The 25,967-nt window shown below is 54.8% G+C and carries 19 protein-coding genes; 14 read left to right on the plus strand and 5 right to left on the minus strand.

Annotated features, from left to right (window positions below; genetic code table 11):
* Window positions 1-9 precede the first annotated feature (9 nt).
* From OGM59_06580 to OGM59_06640, 13 genes are read left to right on the plus strand one after another with little or no spacing between them, the layout of a single operon-like run.
* Window positions 10-1,506, plus strand: coding sequence for a sugar transferase (locus OGM59_06580; GenBank protein ID UYI90368.1), 1,497 nt, complete (start codon window positions 10-12; stop codon window positions 1,504-1,506).
* Window positions 1,507-1,517: 11 nt separating this feature from the next.
* The gene (locus OGM59_06585) at window positions 1,518-2,648 is read left to right on the plus strand and encodes a glycosyltransferase family 4 protein (protein UYI90369.1); all 1,131 of its coding nucleotides are present in this window, start codon (window positions 1,518-1,520) and stop codon (window positions 2,646-2,648) included.
* A 57-nt stretch (window positions 2,649-2,705) separates the two neighbouring features.
* Window positions 2,706-3,908: a glycosyltransferase gene (locus tag OGM59_06590; GenBank protein UYI90370.1), complete on the plus strand. Its 1,203-nt coding sequence runs from the start codon at window positions 2,706-2,708 to the stop codon at window positions 3,906-3,908.
* 26 nt (window positions 3,909-3,934) lie between these two features.
* Window positions 3,935-4,954: a radical SAM protein gene (locus tag OGM59_06595; protein ID UYI90371.1), complete on the plus strand. Its 1,020-nt coding sequence runs from the start codon at window positions 3,935-3,937 to the stop codon at window positions 4,952-4,954.
* A 5-nt stretch (window positions 4,955-4,959) separates the two neighbouring features.
* Window positions 4,960-6,534 carry a 2-C-methyl-D-erythritol 4-phosphate cytidylyltransferase gene (locus OGM59_06600; protein ID UYI90372.1) on the plus strand — a complete coding sequence of 525 codons (1,575 nt, stop codon included), beginning with the start codon at window positions 4,960-4,962 and terminating at the stop codon, window positions 6,532-6,534.
* Entirely contained in the window at window positions 6,531-7,373 is an 843-nt protein-coding gene (locus OGM59_06605; GenBank protein UYI90373.1) for a LicD family protein, read from the plus strand. The genes OGM59_06600 and OGM59_06605 overlap by 4 nt, the downstream gene beginning before the upstream one ends.
* A complete protein-coding gene (locus OGM59_06610) occupies window positions 7,370-8,338 on the plus strand; it encodes a hypothetical protein (protein UYI90374.1) in 969 nt (322 codons plus the stop codon). Before OGM59_06605 ends, OGM59_06610 begins: the two co-directional genes overlap by 4 nt.
* Window positions 8,335-9,432 carry a glycosyltransferase family 4 protein gene (locus tag OGM59_06615; GenBank protein ID UYI90375.1) on the plus strand — a complete coding sequence of 366 codons (1,098 nt, stop codon included), beginning with the start codon at window positions 8,335-8,337 and terminating at the stop codon, window positions 9,430-9,432. The genes OGM59_06610 and OGM59_06615 overlap by 4 nt, the downstream gene beginning before the upstream one ends.
* 4 nt (window positions 9,433-9,436) lie before the next feature.
* Entirely contained in the window at window positions 9,437-10,540 is a 1,104-nt protein-coding gene (locus tag OGM59_06620) for a polysaccharide pyruvyl transferase family protein (protein ID UYI90376.1), read from the plus strand.
* On the plus strand, window positions 10,537-11,715 hold the full coding sequence (locus tag OGM59_06625; GenBank protein UYI90377.1) for a Coenzyme F420 hydrogenase/dehydrogenase, beta subunit C-terminal domain: 1,179 nt from the start codon (window positions 10,537-10,539) through the stop codon (window positions 11,713-11,715). Before OGM59_06620 ends, OGM59_06625 begins: the two co-directional genes overlap by 4 nt.
* Window positions 11,712-12,629, plus strand: a complete 918-nt coding sequence (locus tag OGM59_06630) for a glycosyltransferase family 2 protein (GenBank protein UYI90378.1) — start codon at window positions 11,712-11,714, stop codon at window positions 12,627-12,629. The genes OGM59_06625 and OGM59_06630 overlap by 4 nt, the downstream gene beginning before the upstream one ends.
* Window positions 12,619-13,908, plus strand: coding sequence for an O-antigen ligase family protein (locus OGM59_06635; GenBank protein UYI90379.1), 1,290 nt, complete (start codon window positions 12,619-12,621; stop codon window positions 13,906-13,908). Before OGM59_06630 ends, OGM59_06635 begins: the two co-directional genes overlap by 11 nt.
* Window positions 13,905-15,455: an MATE family efflux transporter gene (locus OGM59_06640; protein ID UYI90380.1), complete on the plus strand. Its 1,551-nt coding sequence runs from the start codon at window positions 13,905-13,907 to the stop codon at window positions 15,453-15,455. Before OGM59_06635 ends, OGM59_06640 begins: the two co-directional genes overlap by 4 nt.
* A 308-nt stretch (window positions 15,456-15,763) precedes the next feature.
* Here OGM59_06640 and gltA read toward each other — a convergent pair whose 3' ends face one another.
* The 3 genes from gltA to OGM59_06655 form a co-directional block, all read right to left on the minus strand.
* Window positions 15,764-17,143, minus strand: coding sequence for an NADPH-dependent glutamate synthase (gene gltA / locus OGM59_06645; protein UYI90381.1), 1,380 nt, complete (start codon window positions 17,141-17,143; stop codon window positions 15,764-15,766).
* Window positions 17,143-17,979 (minus strand): sulfide/dihydroorotate dehydrogenase-like FAD/NAD-binding protein, encoded by an 837-nt coding sequence (locus tag OGM59_06650; protein UYI90382.1) that lies wholly within the window; start codon window positions 17,977-17,979, stop codon window positions 17,143-17,145. Before OGM59_06650 ends, gltA begins: the two co-directional genes overlap by 1 nt.
* A gap of 87 nt (window positions 17,980-18,066) precedes the next feature.
* Window positions 18,067-18,735: a PHP domain-containing protein gene (locus OGM59_06655; protein ID UYI90383.1), complete on the minus strand. Its 669-nt coding sequence runs from the start codon at window positions 18,733-18,735 to the stop codon at window positions 18,067-18,069.
* Between the two features lie 134 nt (window positions 18,736-18,869).
* Between OGM59_06655 and OGM59_06660 the strand changes: the two genes are divergently transcribed.
* Complete coding sequence (locus OGM59_06660; GenBank protein UYI90384.1) at window positions 18,870-21,587, plus strand: bifunctional glycosyltransferase family 2 protein/CDP-glycerol:glycerophosphate glycerophosphotransferase; 2,718 nt, start codon at window positions 18,870-18,872, stop codon at window positions 21,585-21,587.
* A 54-nt stretch (window positions 21,588-21,641) separates the two neighbouring features.
* Here OGM59_06660 and OGM59_06665 read toward each other — a convergent pair whose 3' ends face one another.
* The gene (locus tag OGM59_06665) at window positions 21,642-25,394 is read right to left on the minus strand and encodes a CDP-glycerol glycerophosphotransferase family protein (protein UYI90385.1); all 3,753 of its coding nucleotides are present in this window, start codon (window positions 25,392-25,394) and stop codon (window positions 21,642-21,644) included.
* Between the two features lie 76 nt (window positions 25,395-25,470).
* Window positions 25,471-25,935: a glycerol-3-phosphate cytidylyltransferase gene (tagD, locus tag OGM59_06670; GenBank protein UYI90386.1), complete on the minus strand. Its 465-nt coding sequence runs from the start codon at window positions 25,933-25,935 to the stop codon at window positions 25,471-25,473.
* Window positions 25,936-25,967: the final 32 nt, after the last annotated feature.

The following is a 25,967-nucleotide window of genomic DNA, read 5'->3' on the forward strand; positions in this document are numbered from 1 at the left end:
TGATCAAACTTGAAAAAGTGGCAAAAAGTTCAGCAAACAACTGAATATTTCGTCGATGGGATTGCACTGGTGCTGGCGACCCTGATCACCTATCTGGTATTCGGCAAAGGGTTGCACCGCATTTTGCTCTACACCGCGGACGAGTGGAAATCCTACTGCTTTATGATGTTTTTGGCCTACTCGGCCATCGCGGTCGGCTTTGCCTCCTCCATTGATCTGGCCAAACGGGAGCGGGTAATGGAGCTGCTCGCTGTATTGCGTAACTGCTCGCTAACCTACATGAGTTTTGCGGTACTGTTGCTGTTGTTTAAGAATCCGATGATCGACTCTCGTTACCTGTTTATCGGTTCCTACCTGTTGTTCTTCCTATTCTCCTGCCTGGGGCGCTATGTGCTCAAGCGCGTGCTGACCAACAACTTCTCCAATTCCCGCAATGCCACGCTGGTGGGTGTGGTCGCCACCCCGGACCGGGCAGAGCACTTTGTGCAATCGCTGCAAGAGGACTGGACCAAGCGGGTAGACGGCGTTACGATCCTAAATGCCGAAGCCTTTGCTGCCACAGCCTCCGTGGGTAACCCGGGCGCATACCGGGCCATGCACAGCCGCACGGTGGAGAAGCGCTGCTGCGGCGTGGCAGTTCTGCCGGATCTGAGCAGCTTTTTAAGCTGGGTGCGCCTGTCCTCCATTGACGAGGTGTACATCAACTTCTCCGGCAAGAAGGCCAACTGGTCTACGGAAAACCTAAACGCCTTTATTGAAGAACTGGAAGATATGGGTGTGCTGGTGCACATCAACATCCCCACCCTGGAGCAGTTTGTAGAAGAAAGTAAGTTTAACCACATGCGCTGCGATATTGTGGCCGGCTACCCAATGGTGGGCGTATCTGCCGCCGTGCAAAATTCCAAGATGCTGGGACTGAAGCGATTTATAGACATTATAGGCGCCATTGTGGGGCTAATCGTTTCTGCTCCCATTATTTTGCTGGTGGCCGTTCCCCTGCTGTTGGAAAGCCGGGGTGGCCTGTTCTTTAAGCAGCAGCGGGTGGGCAGAAACGGCCGTCTGTTCTATATGTATAAACTGCGCTCCATGTACGCGGACGCAGAGCAACGCAAAAAAGAATTTGAAGAAAAAAACCATATGCAAGGCCTGATGTTCAAGATGGACAATGACCCGCGCATTACCAAAGTGGGCCGCTTTATCCGCAAGTTCAGCATCGACGAGCTACCCCAGTTCTACAATGTACTGCGGGGAGATATGAGCCTGGTTGGCACCCGCCCGCCCACACTGGACGAATTTGAGCAGTACAGTTCTCACCACAAGCGGCGGCTGTCCATGCGACCGGGCATTACCGGGCTGTGGCAGGTTAGCGGCCGATCCCAGATTGAGGACTTTGAAGAAGTGGTGCGCCTGGACTGCCAGTACATAGACAACTGGTCCCCCAGCCTGGATATTAAGATTCTGTTCAAAACCTTAGGCGTGGTGTTTACCGGCCACGGGGCACAGTAAGGAGGGCGACCATGAAAATCGCAATGATCGGTCACAAGCGCATTCCCTCCCGAGAGGGCGGCGTTGAGATTGTGGTAGAAGCCCTGTCCCGCCGTATGGTACAGCGGGGCCACCAGGTCACCGTTTATAATCGCAAAAGCCGCCATGTGGCCGGAACCGCCTTTGATGATCACAGCCACTTGCACAACCTGGACGGGGTACAGATCCGCTGGGTGCCCACCCCGAACAGCAAAAAGCTCAATGCCATTGTATACAGCTTTTTTGCCACGGTGCAGGCGTTGTTCGGTGGGTACGACATCATTCACTTCCACGCAGAGGGTCCGGCGGCTATGGTACCCTTGGCCAAGTGCTTTGGCAAAAAATGCGTGGTCACCATTCATGGCTTGGACTGGCAGCGGGCCAAGTGGGGCGGCTTTGCCACCCGCTTTCTCCGCTTTGGCGAGCGTATGGCCGCCAAGTATGCAGACGAGATCATCGTGCTGTCTGCCAGTATGCAGCAGTATTTTGCTGACACCTATCACCGCCAGACCGTGCGGATTGAAAACGGCATTGACCCACCGGAGACGGCGGACCTGTCCCCTCTGTCCCGCTTTGGGCTGAAAAAGGACGGATATATCCTGTTTCTCGGTCGCATTGTCCCGGAGAAGGGCATCCACTATTTAATCGACGCCTACCGCACACTGCAAACGGATAAAAAGCTGGTGATCGCCGGTGGTGCCAGCCACTCAGAGGAATATTTCAATCAGCTGAAAGCCAAGGCCGCCGGAGATGCGCGTATCGTCTTTACGGACTTTGTGCAGGGCGCGCCCCTGGCTGCGCTGTACGCCGGTGCCTATCTTTACTGCCTGCCCTCGGACTTAGAGGGTATGCCCATCAGTCTGCTGGAGGCCATGAGCTACGGCAACTGCTGCGTCACCTCGGACATACCCGAGTGCACGGAAGTATGCGGTGACCACGGCTTTGCCTTCCAAAAAGGCAACACGGCAGACTTAAAGCGACTGCTGGAGCAGCTGCTATCTCAGCCAGACATGGTGAAGCGCTGCAAGGCCACTGCCGCAGACTATATTTTACAAAAATACAACTGGGACCAAGTCACCGAGAGGACGCTGGAACTGTATGAACAGGTTAAAAGCGCAAAATAAAACCCACTTGCAATGGGTAGACAACACCAAGCTGCTGGCCTGCGAGGGAGCCATGAGATGAATATTCTCTTTATTAACAAATTTCTGTACCCCAAAGGAGGAACAGAAACCTATATGATGGGGCTGGGGGCGGAGCTGAGCCACCGAGGCCACCGGGTAGAATACTTTGGTATGGAGCACCGGGGCAATTGCGTGGGCAACCGCGTCGGTGCCTACACCAAAGATACCGACTACCACACCGCCAACCCTGTAAAAAAAGTGAGCTACGCTCTGCGCACGGTATACTCCACCCACGCCCGGCGGCAGCTGCGCCGGGTGCTGGAGGATCTGCAGCCCCAAGTGGTACACCTGAACAACTTTAACTACCAATTGACCCCTGCGGTGATCTTGGAAATACGCGCCTGGGACAAAGCCACCGGACGACACACCAAGATCCTGTACACCGCCCACGACTACCAACTGCTGTGCCCCAACCACATGCTCAATCGGCCGGACACCATGGAGAACTGCACTGCCTGCTTGGGCGGCAAGTACACCCCTTGCGTGCAACACCGATGCATGCACGGCTCACGGGCTAAGAGCCTGCTTGGCGCTGCCGAGGCTACCCTGTACCGCAAGGCGCATACGTACAAAGAGATCGACCGCGTGATCTGCTGCTCTGCCTTTATGCAAAGCCAGATAGAAAAACACCCGGATCTGGCCGGGCGCACCCGGGTGCTGCACAACTTCTGCACCGTGCCGCCCCGCCCGCAGGTGGAAAAAGAAGACTATGTGCTCTACTTTGGCCGCTATGACAAAGAAAAGGGTATTGATACCCTTTTGGCCGCCGCCAAAGCGCTGCCTCAGCTGCACTTTGTGTTCGCCGGCAGCGGTACCATGGCAGAGGAAATTCAGCAACTGCCCAATGCCACAGATGTAGGCTTTTGCACCGGGGACGACCTATACCGCCGCATTGCCGCAGCCAAATGCAGCATTTATCCCAGCGTATGGTATGAGAATTGCCCCTACTCCGTGATGGAGAGCATTGCGCTGGGCACACCGGTGCTGGGCACCAATATCGGCGGCATACCGGAGCTGATCGAGGACGGCAAGACCGGCGTGCTGCTGCCTCCCGGCGACACCAAGGCCCTGGGCGCGGCGCTGTGCCGCCTGGACCTGGAGCCGGAGCGACTGGCGGCCATGACCGCCGCCTGCCGGGCAGACGCCTTCCTCTCCGTACAGGATTATACAGACAAGTTACTGTCTGACTATAACGCATAAAATCAAACTGAAGAAAGAAGATCAGTATGGCTAAACGAACTCTATACGGCACTGTGATTGTTACCTATCGGTGCAACGCCCACTGCAATATGTGCGACTGCTTTAAGGATCCCACCCGACCGGAGGAAGAGATCACCCTGGATGATATTCGCCTGCTGCCGGAAATGGCCTTTACCAACATCACCGGCGGCGAGCCCTTTATTCGCAAGGACATTGGCGATATTGTGGAGGCGCTGTACAAAAAGAGCAACCGCATTGTGATCTCCACCAATGGGTATTTTACGGACCGTATCTTAGAGCTTTGCCGCCGATTTCCAAAAGTGGGCATTCGCATTTCCATTGAGGGGCTGCAACAGACCAACGATACCATTCGCGGCATTCCGGACGGCTTCAATCGGGGCTACTCCACCTTAAAGAAACTGGTGGAAATGGGGCACCCGGATGTAGGGTTCGGCATGACGGTGCAGGACCTGAACTGTGAGGACCTGGTGCCGCTTTACAAGATCTCCGATGAACTGGGCATGGAATTTGCCACCGCCACCCTGCACAATTCTTTCTACTTCCGCAAGACGGACAATAAAATTGACGACAAATACAAAGTGGCCCAAAATTTTGAAGCGCTCATTAACGAGCTGCTGCGCAGCCACAGCCCAAAAAAGTGGTTTCGTGCCTACTTTAATCACGGGCTGATCAACTACATATACGGCAACAAACGACTGCTGCCCTGCGATATGAGCAAGGACGCATTCTTTATCGATCCATTCTGCGATGTGATCCCCTGCAACGGCATGGCAAAGAAGGCCGTCATGGGCAATCTGCATGATATTGGCGACTGGGACACCTTGTGGAACAGCGACCAAGCCAAGGCCGTGCGAGCCGCCACCAAGCAGTGCGACCGCAACTGCTGGATGATCGGCTCCGTCTCTCCCGCCATGCACAAGTATATTTGGGTGCCCGCCTGGTGGGTGGTCAAGCATAAGTTCCTAAAAGGCGGCAAGTACGCCCTCAGCGAAAACGCCTTTATCCCGGAAGCGCAAAAGGAGTGACCGTCATGCAAGTGGTACTCATTCTCGGCGGCGGTATTGGCAAGCGCTTTGGCACCGTCCTGCCCAAACAATATAATCTTATCGACGGCAAGCCGGTGATAGACTATGTGATCGAGGCAGCCCTGCAAGCCCGCCAAACGGATCGAATCGTGGTGGTCTGTGATCCACAATACAGTAACCATTCTCGATATATGAACCAAGGACAAGTAGAGATCGTACCCGGCGGCGCCGAGCGATACGATTCTCTGCAAAATGGGCTGAACTACATTGAACGGCACTACGACTGCCAAAAGCTGTGTATTTTGGACGCAGTAGCGCCCTTTGTATACCCGGAACTGATTGACGATTATTTTGAACGACTGGATGCAGCAGACGCCGTGATCACCTGCCAAAAAATCACCGGCTCCTTGGGGAATTATACCTTTGATCCGCTGGATCGGGAGGACTACTATATTACGCAATCTCCGGAGGCCTTTCGCTTTCCGCTGCTGCTAGCGCATTTTGACCCCCATTTTCCCTCAACGGAACTGGCCTGGCAACTACCAAAGGACAGCAAAAAATATTTAAACTTCAACTTTCCACAAAACACAAAAATCACATACGACTTTGATTTGGAATACGCTGCTCGTATGCTGCCCCATTACCAAAAGCAACGCAACTCCGATGACCAATTGCCACCGGGTGAACGGGTACTACAGGCGGTGCAAGCCCATATTGTGGATAATAGTGCTGCACCGAACGCGGACTGGCTGCAACAACTGCCTCACCTGTATGACAAGTTAGCCAAACAATGGGGGCTGCAGTCCTTTGATGTCTATCACATCAGCACCTATGGGCTGGTGCTGGAGACGCAAAGCACAATCTATGGTGATGTGGTGCTGAAAATGGTACCGCCTTACACTGCGCGCTACCCGCGCGAAAAAGCAGCCTATCAACAACTGGCCGGGGACTATATGTGCCCGTTATTAGCCACCGATGATGATTGTTGTGCTCTGTTGCTGCGCCGCATTGCACCGGGCAAATACGCAGACTTTGACGACAATATCTGCCTGACCGACTTTTTCAATCGCGTGGTATGCACGGCCAAAGAAACGGTACGCCATTCGGTGTTTCCCGCTTACCGCGTAGACTTGGAAGCAGCACTGCAACGCAGCCAGACTGCGCCGTTTTTGACCGGATCACTGGAACAGGAGGTGCGAAGTGCCCTGGCACTTTATGACACGCAGTTCAAAAACAGCAAAACTTATTTGCTCCATGGTGATCTGCACCATTATAATTTGCTGCGCACCGCGGAAGGCTATCGTGCCATTGACCCCATCGGCTGCCTAGCGCCTATTGAATTTGAATTCACCCGCTTCATACGCAACGATATTTTACAACACCCGGGATTTGATCCAAGGGAAAGACTACAGCTTTTGCTGCGGTACTTCTCTCGCTGGGCGGAACCGGAACGGATACAGGCAGCCCTGCAAATTGATTTGAGTCTAACCGCCGTAAACGCCACTTATGAGAGCACAGAGCCGGCTGCCGCAGAAACACAGCTGGCACTGTTGCAAATTGCAAAGGCAGGAACAAAATGAAGCCCATTCCAAAAGAAGATATACAGTCCTTAGAGCGTGACATTCTCTTTCAGGTACTGGACTTTTTTGAACAATACCACATTACTTACTTTACCAGCGGCGGCACTACCCTGGGCGCAGTGCGCCACGAGGGGTTTATCCCCTGGGATGATGATATTGACCTGTATATTCCCAGAGCGGATTACAACAGAATGCTGCAACTGGCAACCAATCGCACCATCGGTAAAAACATCCGTATCTACAAGCCGGGAGACAAAAACTATATTTATCCATTTGCCAAGGCGTGCAATATCAATACGCGCTTAAACGAGCAAAATGTGCGCCACAGAGAGCAGGACATCGGCATATTTATTGATCTGTTTCCGCTGGACAAATTCTATGACGATCCGGTGCGCCGCAATCTGCTGATCTTGCATAGCAAGTGGCTGAACAGTCTGCTGGCCTCCGCCTCTGACCAAGTCAATTTAAGCCGTAAGGGCAGCTTACGCCGCCTGGCAAAAGATACGCTGCGTACGCTACAAAAGCCCCTTGCAAAAGCCATTGGCATTTCCAGACTGACCCGCCGCATTGACGCCCTGGGGCGGCACACTGCTAAAGCGGACTGCCACCTGGTAGGCGACCTGGTCTGGTGCAACGGCGGACGCGACTTTTACCCGGCAGAACATTTTGCCGCCGGCGTGCCCGGCACCTTTGAGGGGCGCACCATTCAAAACCCGATCGGCTACCACTCTTATTTACAAAAACTCTACGGCGACTATATGCAGCTGCCGCCGGAGGATCAGCGGGTCATGCATGGCTTTACCGGCTGGTATCTGGATGAAACAGGAGAAACCGAATGACCAAAATTGCTGTTATCCTTTGCTATTTTGGCAAGCTGCCGGAGAACTTTTCCCTGTTTGCGGAAAGCTGTCGGCGCAATGCTACCATAGATTTTTTGCTGTTTACGGACGACACACCGACCCACCTGCCGGAGAATATGCACCTGCACCCCACCACCTTTGCGGCGCTGCAACGCCGCGTGGCCGGGTGCTTTGACTTTGCCATTACCCTGCACACCCCCTATAAGCTGTGTGACTACAAGCCCGCCTACGGCGAAATTTTTGCGCCGGAGCTTTCCGGCTACGACTTTTGGGGCTACGGGGATATGGATCTGGTATTCGGCGATCTGCGCGCGTATTTTACAGAGGATAAGCTGCGAAAGTATGACAAGTTCTACGCCTTTGGCCACCTGTCCCTCTACCGCAACACACCGGAGAATAATGCCGTTTACCGCCAACCGGTAGGTATGGATTACCGCAAGACATTCACCACAAGAGAAATTGCCGTTTTTGACGAAATCAACGGCATCAGCGCCAAGTATAAGGCACTGGGGCTGCCCTTTTACGACCGACAGGACTATGCGGACATCACCAAGGCCAGCGACCGACTGGCAATCACCGATGTGGGGATTACGGCAGATAATCAGCTGCACCCCAACTATACGGAGCAGATTTTTTACTGCGACCGCGGTCGGGTCTTTCGAGACGCTTGCTGCAACGGCCAGTGGCTGACGGACGAATTTGTTTATATTCATATCAGCTCCCGCCGTCTGCCGCTGCATATTGACCCGGCGGCAGACACCTATTTTATCGGCAAAACCGGCTATGAACCGAAAACCGGGGTCACCACCCGGGCAGACATTGCCCGCTACAACGCTTTGGACCCGGCGGCGGACAAAAAGCAGCGCCGCCATCGGCAGCGGCTGGATCTGCGCCGCAAAATCAAAAAAGGTTTTATCCGTATAAAGGAACGCATTTGCAAATGAACATCTTACACCTGCAACTCAGCGGCGGTCCGGGCGGCATTGTGAGCCTGTGCCGGGATATAAACAAACACTCTGCCCATCACAATTTCTTTTACTTTCTTTTTGAAGGCGGTTCTATTGCCGATGAAATTGCCGCCCAGGGGGGCACAGTGCAAGTGGCCACCGGCGCCAAGAACCACCCGCTGAAGGCGGCGACCGACCTGGTGCGCTACTGCAAAGAACAGCAAATGGATGTGATCGTGGATCATTCCGGCTCGCCCTACACCCGCTTTGTGCATATTTACGCCGCGCGGCGGCTGAAAAAAGTGCGTTTTTTGCTATATCTTCACGCCAACGCCTATTACAGCGCAGACAAAGGGATCAAAGAATGGGTCTATGCCCGGCTGCTGCGCAGCGCCGCCCGGCATTCTGCAAAGATCGTAGCCATCTCTCACTCGGTAGCGGAAAGCTATCTGCGTCGGTACCACCTGCCGAAAGACAAAATGCAGGTGGTCTATAACGGCACGGACTTGCACCGCTTTATCCCCCATCCGGCACATACAGACACACCCCTGCGGCTGATTTATGTGGGGCGCATATTTAGGGACAAAGGCATTGACCTGCTGCTGAAGGCGCTGGCTGCCTGTCCGGCAGACACACCCATCACCCTTACGCTGGTAGGCTCCGATCACGGCGGCTATACAGAGCAAATGCAAGCCCTGACCGCCCGGCTGCACCTGGAAGATAAAGTGCAGTTCCTGGGCAGCCGCACCGATGTGCCGCAGCTGCTGCAAGCGGCCGATCTGTTTGTGCACCCGGCCACCTGCCAGGAGGGATTTGGCATTACACTGATCGAGGCTATGGCCAGCGGTGTGCCCTGCCTGGCCTTCCCCAAGGGTGCCATACCGGAAATCATCGGACCGGAGATCGACGGCTTTTTGACCGAAGAAGTCAGTGCCGCCGCCCTGACTGCGGGGATCAATCGGGCGCTGGAACTCTTTACCAAAGCGCCGCACCACTGGCACACCCTGTGCAAAAACGCCCGGCAAAAGGCGGAACTTTTTTCCATCGAACGAACGGTAGCGCAACTGGAAGCGCTGTACCAAGAGCAGTAAAATTATGGACAAAATCGGAATTTTAACCTTTCATCGAAGTGAAAATTACGGCTCCGTGCTCCAAGCCTGGGCACTATGTCAACAGATCAATACCCTGCCCGGCCGCCAAGCGGAACTGATCGACTATTCCAACCGCGCGCAGCAGGACCTGTACGCCCTGTTTCTGCCGCCTAAATCCGTTAAAAATATCGCCAAAAACCTGCGGGCCTGTTTGCTGCTGCCCTATCTGCTACGGCGCAAGGCGGCCTTTCGGGACTTTATCGGTGCTCTGCCCAAGAGCGCGCCCATACAAACCGAGGCGGATTTTGCCGCCCATCGGGCGGACTACCGGGCGGTGGTCTGCGGCTCCGACCAGATTTGGAACCCCGGATCTCTGGATTTTTCCACCCACTTTTTTGCCCCGGACTTTGCGGCACAAAAAATCAGCTACGCCCCCAGCCTGCGCAGCGCCACTGCTGCCGCATTTGCCGATATAGACTTAAAAGGTCTGCTGGCGGACTTTGCCGCTGTGTCTGTGCGGGAGCAGGAAAGCGTGACAGTGATTGAACAGTTGACCGGCCGCACCCCAAAGGTGGTGCTGGACCCTACCCTGCTGCCTGCGGCACAGGACTTTGCCCCCATTCTGGGCACGGCGCCCCAGGGTGATTACCTGTTTTTCTATTCCATTGATTATCCGCCGGAGGTGTGCCGCACCGTGCAGAAGACCGCCCGACGGTTGCACCTGCCGGTGTACATTCTCTTTACCGGCAACAAAACCTACCGTGCCCTGCCCTATGGCTTTCGCCTGGCGCGGCACCAAACTCCCGGCGACTTTTTGGCGCTGGTCAAAGGGGCCAAGCTGGTGCTAAGCACCTCTTTCCACGGCACCGTATTTGCCCTGCGCTTTGGCACCCCCTTTTATGCCCTGAAGGCCAAGCGAGGCGCCGCCTACTACACAGACCCCCGCATTGCCACCTTACTGCAAACGGCAGGTGTGGCAGAGCGTTACCTGCCCTGTGATCGGGCGGGAGAGATTCACACCGCGCCCCTGCACCGGGATCCGGCCCTCCTGGACCGTGCCGTGGCAGAGAGCCGCGCATTCTTACAGGAAGGACTGACTGCCCGATGACCATCTGCCCGGAAGAGCGCTGCACCGGCTGCGGCGCCTGCCAAAGCGCCTGCCCGGCAGACTGTATTGCCCTGGCGCTGAACCGTGCCGGTGACCGGGTGGCGGTGATCGACGAGAGCCGCTGCACCCGCTGCGGCAAGTGCAGCCGCATTTGCCCGGTGCTTCACCCGCCTGTGCTGCGCGAAAGCCGCACGGCGCTGGCTGCCTACGCAGTAGAAGCGCAGGTGCGCCAAAGCTCCGCCTCCGGCGGTGCGGCAGCTGTGCTGGCGCGGCAAGTGGTGGAAAGCGGCGGCTGTGCCTACGGTGCGGCCTTTACCGCCCCCACCACGGTAAAACTGGTGCGGGTAGATGCACCGGCACAGCTGTCCCGACTACAAGGCAGCAAATATGTGCACGCTGCCACCGGCAGCGCCTACCGCAAGGTGCAATCGGACCTGAAAGCCGGGCGGCAAGTGCTCTTTACCGGCACCCCCTGCCAGGTGGCAGGGCTGTACGCCTACCTGGGCGGCGACCCACCGGGGCTGACCACCTGTGATCTGGTGTGCCACGGCGTACCGGAGACAGATACCTTAAATGCCTACCTGCAAACAGAACTGAACCCGGCAGCGATCGCCCGCCTGACTTTCCGTGACGGTGACGGATGGGTAATGAAAGCCTATGGCCGGGACGGCGGCGTGCTGCGCCGCATGAATTTGAAAAACAGCCTGTACTATAACGGCTTTATGGAGGGCTATCTGTACCGCAGCGGCTGCTACACCTGCCCCTACGCCACGGAAAAGCGGGTGGCCGACCTGACTCTGGGCGACTTTTGGGGCATTGGGGAGGAAACGCCCTATCCAAATGCCGCCGCAGAGCTGAAAAAGGGTCTGTCCCTGATCTTAGTCCATACAGATAAAGGACAAGCACTGCTGAACGCCTGCGCCCCGGCGCTGGTAACGACCGTGCGCACCCCAGCGGAAGCAGTCAAAAAAAATCATCAGTTGCGCCACCCCACCCCAGGCAGTCCCGCGGCCCGACGATTCCACAACTTGTACGGCAAAAAGGGCGCAGCCTATGCCATTGCCCACTGCAATGAGAAAAAGCGGCGCACCCTGCGTCTGCGGCGTGCCATCCGGCATTGTCCGCCACTGCTGGCCCTGTGCCGCAAAATTTCCAAACTGCGAGATAAGCTATGATTGGTATTCTCATTCTCAATTACAAAAAATATCAGGTTACCGCCGACTGTATTCGCTCTGTGCTGGATACCGGAGACGGTCTGGACTACCATATCTATGTGCTGGATAACGGCTCCGGCAATGACTCTATTGCCTGCCTACAAGCCCAATTTCCAAACCATCCCCGCATCACCTGGATGGAAAGCGCGGAGAACACCGGCTACGCCCGGGGCAACAACCAAATGCTTTCCCGCGCCCGCAAAGACGGCTGCACCGCTGCGGTGATCACCAACAGCGATATTGTCTTTTTGCCCGGCACCTTGCAGCAGCTGGCCGCGGACATCGCCGAAGGGCACCCCATTGTAGGTCCTCGGCTGCAATACCCCAACGGACAGCGGCAAAACAGCGTCAAGCTGCGCCCCTACACCTACCGGGAATACCTGTGGACGGAAACTTATTTGCGCAATCTTGTGCCCAAGGCCAAATTGCAGGCGCTGCGCCGCCAGCCCGCTGCCCCGGGAGAGGTCTACTGGCTCTCCGGTGCGGTCTTTGCCGTAGACACAGCGGTCTTTCACCGGCTGGGTGATTTTGACCCTTATACCTTTTTATATTATGAGGAGTACATACTCTCTACCCGGTGCAAGGCACAGAACATTGCCCTGTGGTTTGATCCTACGGTCACGGCGCTCCACTGCCACGGCGCCTCTGCCGGTGGTGCTGCAAACCTATTTACCCGATTGGAGAACCTGCGCTCCGAGTTATACTTCCTCCACCGCTACCGGCACTGGAGCCGACACCGACTGGCCACCGTACGCCGGGTGCGCTGTCTGGAAGTGCTGTTTACCTTTGGCAAGGCGCACAAATGGGCGGATGCCCGCACCTACCTGCGCAAAAGCAAAATCCTGCTGAAAAAGGAACGAACGAATGAAACTTAAAGTCTCCACCAGTCCTTATACTTACTTTCTGTTGCTGATGACCATCATGGACACCGGCTACTTTGTGTTACTGAATATTCCCGGCCTGCGAGACACCGGCTATATGCGTATCGGCTTTTTGCTCATCGCTACGCTGCTGGCCATGAACTGCTATATCAACAAAAACATCTACCGTACCCTACAACCCTACTACAACTACCTAAATGTCTTTATCCTTTATTTGGTAGTATTTTATTTTGCCCATTTTATCTACGGTATGGTGCATTATACCCAACAGATCACATCCATTATCAATGTGTCCAACTACCTGGGTATGTTCCTGCTGATCTATCTGTTCCTCTATGTGTTCCAAATGGACGGCGGATATGATCGGCTGATAAAATCCCTGAGCTGGATCACCTACCCCTATATGCTGGTTATCACCCTGCGTGCGGCGATCTATAACTTTACCGGTCGGGATCTGATGCCCTACCTGGGTCACATCACGCGCTCCGGACGCCTGCGTTACGGCATTCCTGCCCTGTGCGGTGTGCTATTTCTCTATTATTTTTACAAACTGCTGCAAAAAGACACCCTGATGAAACACAAGATGATCTATACAGGGCTGTTGCTTTTTACCGCTTTTTACCTTTACTATATCTGTATGACCCGTATGTATGTGATTGCCTTTTTTCTGGCGGCACTGGTGATCTTCCTGTGCAAAAAGCGACCGAAAAACAAGCAGATCGTGATGGTCTGCGTGGCGATCATCTTGCTGGCAGTGCTGTACTTCTCCGGTTTGATTCCTCGGTTCCTGGCCACATTTACAGAGACTTCCAGAGAATATGGCGGCTCCACTCTGGCACGGCAGTACTCATCCAAATACTTCTCCGGCTTGGCAAAGAACCAGCCCATCTTTGGTCTAGGCTTTCTCTCACCCAAGCGGTATGAAAACTTCTGGATCTACTTTGGGCCCTCCGGCACCGCCTATCTGGACGATCTGGGTATTCGCAATATGTTCTACCACTACGGGGTACTGGGCATCGGTCTGGTGGCGCTGTCTCTGGGGCGTATGGTATACCTGGTGCTGCGACTGCTCACCTGCCGAAATTATCCTCGCAAGGCGCTGATGCTGGGACTGACGGCGTTTTTTGGCTGTCTGTGCGTATCCCTGTGTCCTTTTGATACGGTGCGCCTGCTGGGGCTGATCTTCACCTGGTCCATGGCGGAGTACGACGCCCACCTTTACTGCTACCCACCCCGCAAAGCGGCGACAGAGACGGGGGGCGATACGCGGTGAAAGCCCTGTCCGACAATAAACAAACCACCATCAATCTGATTACCAGCCTGGCAGCCTTTGTGATCAATGCCGGGATCAGCTTTGTACTGACTCCGTATATACTGGAGAAGCTGGGCAACGAAGCTTACGGCTTTATCGGTCTTGCCTACGACTTTGTCAATTATGCCGGCATCCTTACTCTGGCACTGAACAGTATGTCCTGCCGGTTCGTCAGCTACGAGTACCACCGGGGCAATAAAGAAAAGGCAGATATTTATGTAAATTCCATTTTGGGTGCCAATCTGATCCTGGCCGGTGCCATCACGCTTTGCGCCGTGTTTATGGTTTGGAAGCTGGAGTACATACTCACCATTCCCAAAGAGCTGATGTTCGATGTAAAGCTGACCTTTGCCATCGTCTTTATCAACTACATTTTTGGCATCTGTTTCTCTGTTTTTAACAGCGGCACCTTTGTAAAGAACCGGATGGATCTGTACTACCTGCGCAACCTGTTCTCCTATGTGCTCAAGCTGGTGCTGACCATTCTGATCTTCACCTTGTTTGATGTGCGCATCTTCTTCATTGCGCTGACCACCCTCATTTGCAACGCTTATATGAATGTGGCCACTTATATTTTAATGCGCAAGCTGCTGCCAGACTTAAAACTAAATCTGCGCAAATTCAAGTGGAAAACCCTGTCCGAAGTGCTGCGCTCCGGGGTATGGAATTCCGTGCAGAGCCTGTCTGATCTGATGATCTCCGGGCTGAATTCCCTGCTGACCAACCGATTTATCGGCACCGCTGCCGGCGGGTATCTGCAATCCTCCAAGACCATTCCCAATTACATATTACAACTGGGGCAGCAACTGGCCCAAGTGTTCTCGCCGAAATTCACCATTCTGTACGCCCAGGGCGACTATGATCGACTGGTCAAGGAGGCCAAGCGCTCCATGCGACTGGTGGGCTTTATTATCTCCACCCCGGTGGCCGGGTTTATCGTCTTTGGCTACCAGTTCTATGCCCTGTGGCTGAAAAACTATTCCCCGGCGGAATTGCAGATCGTACAGACGGTGTCCGTGATTACCACCATACCGTATCTGTTTAGCTGCGTGGCGTTCCCGCTGATTCAGATCAACACCGCCTGCAACAAGGTGCGTACCCCGGTTCTGGTGGCGCTGGCCGCCGGTATTGCCAATATCTTAGTGGTGTTCCCCCTGGGCAAAGCCGACGCCCTGACCCTGAATGTGCTGGCCTGCTGCACCGCCGCCTTTACCATTCTGCGCTACGGCGTATTCCAGCCCTACTATGCGGCCAAAATACTGGCCCGCAAGCGTCTGTTCTTCTACGGCACGCTGCTGCGCAATGTGCTGGCCACCGCCGTCATCGGCGTGGTGCTGTATGCTGCCAAGGGGCTTTTCACCTACGGCAGCTGGGGTCACTTCTTCATCGCCATTGCCCTATGCGGAGCAGTGGGATATGTGCTGGCTTTCTTCCTGTTGTTCAACCCCAGAGAGTACAAAGAGATCGTCCACATGTTTCTATCAAAAATGAAGAAAAAAGCCGCATAAATGCAAACAGTGCCTGAGCCAAAGCTCAGGCACTCAGACTGTCGATAAAGCGGCTAAACTGCGCCAGTTATAAAGAATATAATAAATGTTTCGTAGGGCAGGGGCTTGCTCCTGCCGCGAGTATTTGGTATCGCTATTGATTTGAAAAAGCGGCTTGAACTGGGTGTTCAAGCCGCTTTTGGCGCTTTTCGTCTTTTACTCGGGAGCAGTACCGCTGTACGGCACCCGCTCGCAAAAAACGAAATTTATCTCGCTTTCTCTCGGTCTGTCAGCGTGTTGATAACTAGACTTCTCTACACACTGAGCGTTTATCTGTTTTGAATGTAGGCGTCAATGGACTTGGCGGCGATTTTGCCGGCGCCCATGGCCTTAATCACGGTGGCGGCACCGGTAACCGTATCGCCCCCGGCGAATACGCCGTCCCGAGAGGTGCAGCCGTTTTCATCTGCCACAATTCCGCCCCGGGCATTTACCTCCAGCCCACCGGTGGTGGACTTGATCAGCGGGTTGGGGGAAGTACCAATGGCCATAATCACGCAGTCCGCGTCGATCACAAAATCTGAGTCCGGCACCGGCACCGGGCGGCGTCTGCCGGTGGCGTCCGGCTCGCCCAGCTCCATCCGGATGCACCGCACGCCGGTTACATTGCCGTCGTCGCTGCCCAAAATCTCTACCGGGTTGGTCAGGGTTTGGAACCGGATTTGCTCCTCCTGGGCGTGCTGCACCTCCTCCTGCCGGGCCGGGATCTCCTCAAAGGAGCGACGGTAGAGCACAGACACTTCCTCCGCACCCAGCCGAATGGCGGAGCGAGCCGCATCCATGGCCACATTGCCGCCGCCTACCACGGCCACCTTGCGGGCGTGGTAAATGGGGGTGGTGCTGCCGGGCTGATACGCTTTCATCAGGTTTACCCGAGTCAGGTACTCATTGGCAGAGTACACTTCTTTCAGGCTCTCGCCGGGAATACCCATAAACCGGGGCAAACCGGCACCGGAGCCGATATACACCGCCTCAAAGCCATCATCAAACAGATCGTCAATGCTCATGGAGCGACCGATCACCACATTGGTAACAATCTTCACACCCAGCGCCTTTAAGCCGTTTACTTCCAGCTCCACAATCTTCTTGGGCAGTCGGAACTCCGGAATGCCGTACACCAGCACACCGCCGGCAATATGCAGCGCTTCAAACACCGTTACATCATAACCCAACCGGGCCAGATCGCCGGCGCAGGTCAATCCGCTGGGGCCACTGCCGATCACGGCTACTTTGTGCCCGTTTTGTTCCGGTACGGCGGGCCATACTTTGCAGTGGCTGTTGTGCCAGTCTGCCACAAAGCGCTCCAGACGACCGATGCTCACCGCGTCGCCCTTAATGCCCCGCACGCACTTACTCTCGCACTGGCGCTCCTGGGGACACACCCGGCCGCAGACTGCTGGCAGGGAGCTGCTTTCGCTGATGATCTGATAGGCGGCCTCAAAGTCGCCCTCTGCCACCTTGGCGATAAAATCCGGAATGTGGATCTGCACCGGGCAGCCGGAAATGCAGGGCTTGTGCTTGCAGTGCAGGCAGCGCAGCGCCTCGTCCATGGCTGTCTGCGCATCATAGCCGGTGGCTACCTCTAAAAAGTTCTTGTTGCGCACCAGTGGCTCCTGGTGCGGCATTTCATTGGCCTTTAAGGGATTCATCAGTCCTGCACCTCCTGTCGCAGCAGGTTGCAGTCCGCTTCCCGCTCAAAGTCTTTATACAGCGCAGCCCGTTCCATAGCCGCGTCAAAATCCACCAAATGGCCGTCAAACTCCGGCCCGTCCACACAGGCGAACTTGGTCTCACCGCCCACCAGCAGACGGCAGCCGCCGCACATACCGGTGCCGTCGATCATAATGGGGTTCATAGACACAACGGTGTGGATCCCGTACTTCTCCGTGGTCTTGCACACAAACTTCATCATCACCAGCGGGCCGATGGCAATCACCAAATCATATTGCTCACCGCTTTGGATCAGGCTTTCCAGGGCATTGGTCACCAGCCCCTTTTCACCTACGGAGCCGTCGTCGCTCATGAGCACATACCGATCGCTGACTTTCTCAAATTCCTGCTGCAAGATCACCAGATCCTTGGTACGGAAGCCCACAATGCTGTGCACCTGGGCGCCGTTCTCGTGCAGCGCCTTGGCCACCGGGTACGCAATGGCGCAGCCCACGCCGCCGCCAACCACAGCCACCTTGCGGTAGCCGGTAACCTTGGTGGGATTGCCCAGAGGGCCTACAAAGTCCTGCAAGCTGTCGCCCACCTCCAGCCGTGCCAGCTGCTTGGTGGTAGCGCCCACCAGCTGGAAGATAATGGTCACCGTACCGGCTGTGCGGTTATAGTCCGCCACCGTCAGGGGGATCCGCTCGCCCCGATCGTCCACCCGCAGGATCACAAACTGACCGGCCTGGGCTTTCTTTGCCACATAAGGCGCCTGAATTTCCATACGCACAACAGTCGGGTTCAGCACCTGCTTGGCAACGATTTTATACATAGAATCACCTACTTGAAATTAGACGTTTTTTAGAAAAAACGCCGCATAACCTGTATGCAGCGTTTTTGATATTATACCAATTCCCGCTTATAAGTCAACATTTATCAGCCGGAAATCGGAATTTTTAAGAATTGTTAATAAATCTGCATTATTTTGGATGGGTTTTTTGGTGATAATTCCGCCCCTTGCCAAATGCTCCGGGGTGTGAAAATCGGAGCCGGAGACCATCAGCTTGCCGTTCTCTTTGGCCCACGCCAGCGCCTGGGCGTTGCGCCGATCGTCCGTCTTGCCGTTATACACCTCTACCCCGTCAATATTCTTCGGATCCGTACGGCGAATACCCACACGGAAAGGGTGCGCCTGGTAAATGAGAAAGCCGTTTTGCTCGCACAGGGCTTTGATCCTCGGCTCCCACACATTCATCAAATTGCCGGCGTTCTTGATAAACGCCTCCGTCACGCCGTAGATCAAGTAGTCGTTAGCGGTCCAGTAGTGGCGCAGCTCCATACCCAGCAGCACAGTAAAGCCCTCCGGGGCCGCCGCTTGCATCCGCCGATAACCGGACAGGTAAAAATCCGCCGCCTTTTGGGGGCACGCCAGCCGGTGAATAGGAAAGGTCATGGGGCTGTAATGGTCCGTAACCACAATGCCGGTGTACCCGGCCTCCACATACATCTCCACAATCTTTTCCGGCTCCACCCGCCCACAGCGACTAACGGCGCCGGTGTGGCAATGTAGCTCATACTTATATTCCATAACCGTGCCTCCCCCTTCATATCTAAAAAATATTATATGCCCTTTTGCCTCTGCCGTCAATCGTGCCGTCTTTACAAAAATCAAGGAATATGTTATACTTTTTTTAACTATTTTGGTAAGAAAAAGGGGTAAAAATGAATAAAGAGAAGAAAAACGACTTTCTGTTCTCCGTGGTGATACCAGTCTACAAGGTGGAGGACTATGTAGAGGAGACCATTCAGTCCGTTTTGCAACAGACCATCGGGTTTGAAAAGCATATTCAAATGATCTTAGTCAACGACGGCTCGCCGGACAACAGCGGTGCCGTGTGCGAAAAATACCGGGATCTGTATCCGGAAAACATCCTGTATATTGAGCAGGAGAACCGGGGCGTCAGTGCCGCGCGCAACAACGGATTGCAATATGCCACCGGGAAATACATCAACTTTTTAGACTCGGACGACAAGTGGGAACCGGATGCGTTTGAACAGATTCTGCACTTTGCCGAGAGCTGTCCGAAAGCCCGGGTATTCTGCGGCCGTATGCGCTATTTTGAAGCCACCACCGCATTCCACCCACTGGACTACAAATTTGCAGAGAGCCGCTATATCGACCTGAATGACCCGGAGGAGACCTATGCCCTGCACCTGCACATCACCTCCTCGGTGCTGCGCACGGACTTTGCCAAAGCACTGCAATTTGTGGAGGGCATGACGCTTGGCGAGGACGCCCTGTACCTAAACAGCCAGATTCTCCGTGCAGGCGGGTATGCCGCCGTGCGAGAGGCGCGGTTGAACTACCGCCGCCGACTGGCCGGTTCCTCTGCCATTCAAAACAAGGAACAAAGCCAGCGCTTTTACAGCGAGACGGTGGAGAAATTCTACTTTCCGCTGATCGACCTGTCCACAAAATTATACGGCAAGGTGGTGCCCTACATTCAGTCCCTGCTGGTGTACGACATTGGCTGGCGGGTGCGCTACGGCCAGCCGGAGATCTTGACCGACGCCCAGTGGCAAACCTATTTGGACCAGCTGCGCCAAGCACTGCAACCGGTGGAGGACGCCTGTATTCTCCGCAACCCGGTACACCGCAGCATCTTCCGCAAAGAGGCCATGCTACGACTCAAGCATGGACAAGAGGACGTTTTGACCGACCTAACCTATAACCCCAAGAACAAAAAGCTGTTCTTAAAGGGTGAAAAGGTAGTCCATATTCAAAAGAATACCAACAACTGCGAGATCTACAATGTGGAGCACAGGGGCGATCAACTGCTGGTGGAGGGACGGATCCGCAAATGGATCGTAGACGCCCGCTGCACCACTAAATTCGTGTTGGCCTTTGCCGGCAAAGAGTACCCGGTGGAGCTGCGCATTTATCCCCACGACTGTGAGGAGACCATGTTCGGTGAGCGCTACCGGCACTATGAATTCTCTGTGCACATTCCCTTTGACAGCGCCTTTACCCCCGGGCAGACCCGCTGGGTGCGCCCCCGGCTGTACTTTGGAGACAGCAAGTGCGATGTGGGCACCGGCTACGGCGGGCGGCGGTTCCTAGCCACCAAGCAATGCGACAGCGCCTACCGTATGATTGACGGCTATGTGGTGCTGGCAACCCCCCAGGGGCTAAAGATTCAAAAGCCCAAGGATGAAAAAGCCACCCACCGTGCACTGGAACGCCGCTATCTGAAGTGGCTGTGGCACAACAAGCAAAAGCACATTGTATGGCTGCGGCTGCTGTACTGGTTTTTGGCGTCCCGACGAAAAAAGTCCCTGTGGATCGTCAGCGACCGGGAGGAAGTAGCCGGTGATAACGGCGAAGCGTTCTTCCGTTTTTTGGCAAACGAACAGCCGGCGGACATTGACTATGCCTTTGTGATCAATAAAGGCAGTCCGGACGACAAGCGCATGGGCCGGTACGGGCGGGTGCTGCATTTTGGCACCCTGCGGTATAAACTGGCCTTTTTACTGGCAGATGTGATTCTGTCCTCCCAGGCCAACGACTTTATCCTCAATGCCTTTACCATTTGGGATAATCGCTATCTGCGGGATCTGATGCACTTTGACTTTGTCTTTTTGCAGCACGGGATCACTATGAACGACCTATCCAACTGGCTGCAAAAGCGCAATAAAAAAATCGACCTGTTTGTCACCTCTGCTCCGGCGGAGCAAAAATCCATCGTAGAGAGCAATTACGGACTGGAGCCGTCACAAGTGATCCTTACCGGTCTGCCTCGCTTTGACCGACTGGTCAGTGCCAAGGACCGGCGGCAAAAGCAGGTGCTGCTGATGCCCACCTGGCGCAAGACCGTGCGGGATATACTGCAAAGGAACCCGGAGCAGGCAGAGGAGCTACTGGCACAGACCGACTTTTACCGATTCTATAACAGTCTGATCCACCACCCTGCCCTGCTGCAAAAAATGCGGCAGCTGGGATACAGCGGCAAGTTCCTGCTGCACCCAATGATGCAGGACTACACCGGCTGCTTTACCGGCAACGATGTGTTCCAAATTGCCGCGCCCACCGATTACCATCAGCTGTTTACAGAAGGTGCGCTGCTGGTCACCGACTATTCCAGCACCTTCTTTGACTTTTGCTACCTGCAAAAGCCGGTGATTTACACCCAATTTGATGAAGAGACTTTCTTTGCCGGTCAAATGTACGACCGTGGGTACTTTGATTACCGGCGAGACGGCTTTGGCCCGGTATGTACGGACCTGGACAGCACCGTGGCCGCCATTTGCGCCGCACTGGACGCAGACTGTGCGTTGCAAGCGCCCTACACCGATCGGGTGGCGCACTTCTATGCCTACCACGACGACCAAAACGCCCGGCGTGTTTATGACGCAGTGCGCAGCTACCAAGCCAAAAAATAAAGCAAAAAGAAAAGACCTGAAAGGGCATACGCCTTTTCAGGTCTTTTTTGTGTATCAATAGCCGTTGGATTTTAAGAACTGATAAATTCGGCGGCTGTTGTGGTTATCCCGGTAACGGAAATACTGCTTGGCCATTTTGCGGTACTTGGGCTTCATCTCAAAGCCCGCTGCCGCGTAGCTGTCCAGGCAGGGCACCAGGTCCTCAACCTGTGTAAACCGGTCGCCGGGCAGTTGGGTGGTCATATCCAAATACGAGCCGTGCACCTGGTTATACAGGTCATAGTCAAACTGGTAATACACCACCGGCTTATTTTGGTACAGCACATCCCAGCACACGCTGGAATAGTCTGTCACCAGCAGCTTGCAGCGCATCATCAGTTCATTCAGTGGCTGCTGTCCAAAAGGAATACAGGTGACCCGGGGACTGATCTTGTCCTTAAAATTATTCATATACCCGGCAAATTTGGGGTGCAGATAAAACACCAGACGGGTATGATTGCGCCGGAGCATCTCGTCCAGCGCCGGGTCCGTCAACAAAGCGGAATAATTTTTGTAGTAATCGCTTTGCAGGAAGGTATCATTATCCACCTCCTCCAGCCAGGAGCGCCAAGTGGGCATCATCAGAATAAACGGATCGTCCGGTGTGGACTTGTCCTCCAGCACATCCCAGCGAGCAAAGCCGGTAATGGGCACATTCGCCGGCGCATAGCCAAACTCCCGCACCACAATGTCGTGCTCCGGGCGGGAGCAGGTGACAAAGTAGGTCATGGGGCTGCTGCCCTTTTTGCCAAACAGCTGGTCCACCCGCTTCATTGCCGTTACGCCATGCTGCAAAAACAGCTCTTTCTTTTTCTTAATTGCACGCCGCACAATACTGGGTTTGGATCGCCACACATACAAATGGGAGGTAGAGTCCGAGGAAATGCAAATGCGCATGGACAGAGTCAGCAGCATGTGCTTGAGACTCATAAAGGGCACCACCTGGCGGCCGTAACCGGCCACATTCTTGTAGTCCGGCTCCCGAGGGTCCATAATATAATAGATATGCCGCCGCTCCTTCTCCGGCAGGTGCTCCATACAGTATTTGAAGAAATAGTAGCTGTTGTCCTGGGCGGTCTTGCAGAACTTCTCATACACCACCCAGTTCTTTTGCCGCTGCCAAAGAGGACGGAACAACATATACAGTGTATAGGCAGTAATCTCCCGCAGGCGCACCGCCGCCGTGTCGTACTCGCACAAAGGGCGATAGCAGTAGCACAGCACACCCTTTTTGCCAAAATACGGGAACAAAATATGCCCGCTGCCGGCGTTTGCCTGGCAGTTGGTAAAAAAGAGCTTCCACTTCAGCCCCGGGTCAGCGCACCGCAACTTGATCCGGTGGGTACAGCCGTACTGCTCCACCTCCAGGCGAATATCCCAGTACACTTCCTTTAAGGGCAACTGTGCATTTAAGGGTAGGGTCAACTGCACCCGGCAGCCATCTCCCGCCGGTGTGGTGCGGCAGTCCAGGGTGATTTCAATCTTCTCCGTTAAAGAGCGATAAATCAGCTTGGCGCCTTGCACCTGCTCGCCGGCAGTATGGCGCAAATGTAGCCGGATATGGCACACATGGCCCTTGCAGGACAACCCGGTAATGGGCGCTGACACCGGCATACTCTCCAAGATCACATCCGGCGTACACAGCAGCGCACTGAGATAGCCGGTATTGGGATCCAAATACGGCAGCAGCGCCATGGGGGTGGGCTGCGGGGTCAAATCCCACTGAGCAAACTGGTCCCGCAGCACCGAATCCACACTGTCGCGCATTCTTTGCAGCTGCACTTCTCCGTACCCGGCAGGCAGACCGAATGTATCCACATAGGGATTATAATAGTATCCCTCGCTGTCAAATTGATTGCTTTCCCGCTTGGCGGCAGCGTACTTATCCGCGTCGGTAAACACCAACATTTGGGTGCGACCGTCGCCGGTGTTCTCACCTACCAAGCCAAACAGACAGCGCCCCCGGTTATACAGATCCAAGCCCTCGATCACCGATCGCACATCGTACTGCACGGTAGAGCCACTGTTTGCAGGCAAGTCCGCAAGAGACAGTATTGCCAGCTTGTCACTGAGCAGCGCCGCCTGCCGGGGCACAAAGTCCGCCGGGCAGGTGTAATCCACCCGGTAGCAGCCGTCCTTGCCGCCGCAGGCAGTCATCCCCGCCGGGCGCAAAGTCGCCGGGTCTGCAGCACAACCTACGGCAAAACAGCCGTAATCCCGCCGATAGTCCCCGTCCAACTGCAAATTGGGAAAGGTGCGCTGCATATCCCGCCGCCGCACCCGCCGCCGCACCGCGCCCACGCCCAGGTGGCAGAGCAGATCCTCCGCATAAGTGCGCGGGGTAGTCATGGTGGTAATCACATAAGTAAATTTGTCGTTAAATTCGTCGTGAAGCAAGGGGCTGATGTCCCGCTTGAACCACTTGCGCTCCAGCAGCGCCACCGTGTGGTCGTCCGCCAGGCGCGCCAGGGTCTCCAGATCCGGACGACCGTTCAGCGCCCGGGGATACAGCACCTGCCAGGCTTTCTCTTTGTTCTTGCCGTAGTCGATCACTTCCAGATCGCCGGAGTCGCCGGTAAAGGCCAATTTCAACAGCTTTTCGCTAATATCCGGGCTGTCGTACTTTAAGAAAGTGCGGGAGTAGTCCGTGTCGCTGTAATCGTCCGCCAGGCATTCGCCGTCCCGCAGACAGCGGCCCAGTTCCTTGGCCGAGGTGATCTTGCGGAAAGGCAGGTCCTGCACATCCAGGTACATTCCCCTGTCCGCGGTGTATTCCTTGTAGTCGTAGATAAACAGGATAATGGGCTTCTTGGTTAAGGAAAAGTCAAAGAACACGCTGGAATAATCTGTAATCAGTGCGTCGGCACAATTCAAGAACTCGTAGTTACTCACCTGCCGAGGGAAGGGGCGGATATGCCGGTACTTGCCCAGCTTGATCGCATCGTGCAAAATGGGGTGAAAGTTGACAAACAGCAGCTGCGCATCGGTCATGCTCTTGTCCAGCACAGAGAGCATGGCGTGCACCTGAGCGGCGTACTCGCTAGTGTCCACATCACGGTTGCTGGTGCCCCGCCAGGTGGGCATATAGGCATAAATGGTCTTGTCCTCCAAGCCCAGCTGCCGGCGCAGGGCAACGCCTTTCTCCGGCTCCATAAACACCTTGTTGCGGGGGTAACCGGCCATCACCACCTTGCCGGTATACAACGGCTCCAAATTGTAATCCCGTAGGATCACATCCCGAGTAAAGGCGTTGGGCTGGGTCAGGTAGTCCGCTTGCAGAAAATTGTGCTGCACATTGTACATGGACTCAATGCCCATGCGCATTTGCTTGCCCAGGGTTTTCAGCGGGGTGCCATGCCAGGTCTGCATATACACCTGCCCGGGTCGCTTAATGAAGTAAATGGGCAGCGACGCATTGGAAAAAATATGCTGGGCGCAAGCCAAAATGCGGGTGTAGCGGAAGGTGGTCACATCCACCAGCTCCACTTGCAGTCCCGCCGCGTCCACAAAAGCTTGGTGCTTCTTTTTATCCTCTGTGGCATAGAATACCCGGTATTGCCCCGGATACAAACGGGCAATTTCTTGCGCCAGCACCAGCCCGGAGTCGGACACCGTTTGGCCATGGAAGGACTCGATGAGCACCCATTTGGGACGCAGACGGCAGTATTTTGAAAAAAAGCCGTAATAAAACTTGCGCTTGGGGGTCTTGCTGACCAAACGGCACAGCCGCTTCTTGATCGCTTTTAATTTTTTTCGAATTCCAGCCATAATTTCTCCTGTTTTCTACCACTTATAAAAGCCACAAAACCCCGCCGAAAATCGGCAGGGTATATAATCAAGTCTGTTATTTTTTTTGATCCCGACCGGGGGCGCCATCCGGCTCATCCGGCAGCTGGTCTACGCCACCCATCGCCTCTTGCAGGCCCAGATCCTCTTTGATCTGAGAAGTGGAAATACCCGGTGTGCGATCCAAAAACACCAGCTCACAGTAGTCCTTCAAATAATCGAACTTGTCGCTGCCTTTCCAGTCGCCGCCCATGACCACCGTATCAATATGGTATTCCTGCACATCGTGGATCTTTTGCTCCCAGCTGTTCTCCGGGATCACCAGATCCACATAGCGAATGGCCTCCAGCATCTTCTTGCGGGTCTCATAGGTGTGGTAAGCCTTTTTGCCCTTTTCGGCGTTAAATTCATCTGTAGAAAGCGCCACCACCAGGTAATCGCCCATAGCCTTTGCCCGCTGCAACAGCCGAATATGACCGTAATGGAGCAGATCAAAGGTGCCGTATGTTAAAATCCGTTTCATCTGATTCTCCCGTCTTTTCTAAAAAATAATCT

The sequence above is a fragment of the Oscillospiraceae bacterium genome, from assembly GCA_025757685.1.
Classification (GTDB): domain Bacteria; phylum Bacillota; class Clostridia; order Oscillospirales; family Acutalibacteraceae; genus CAG-217.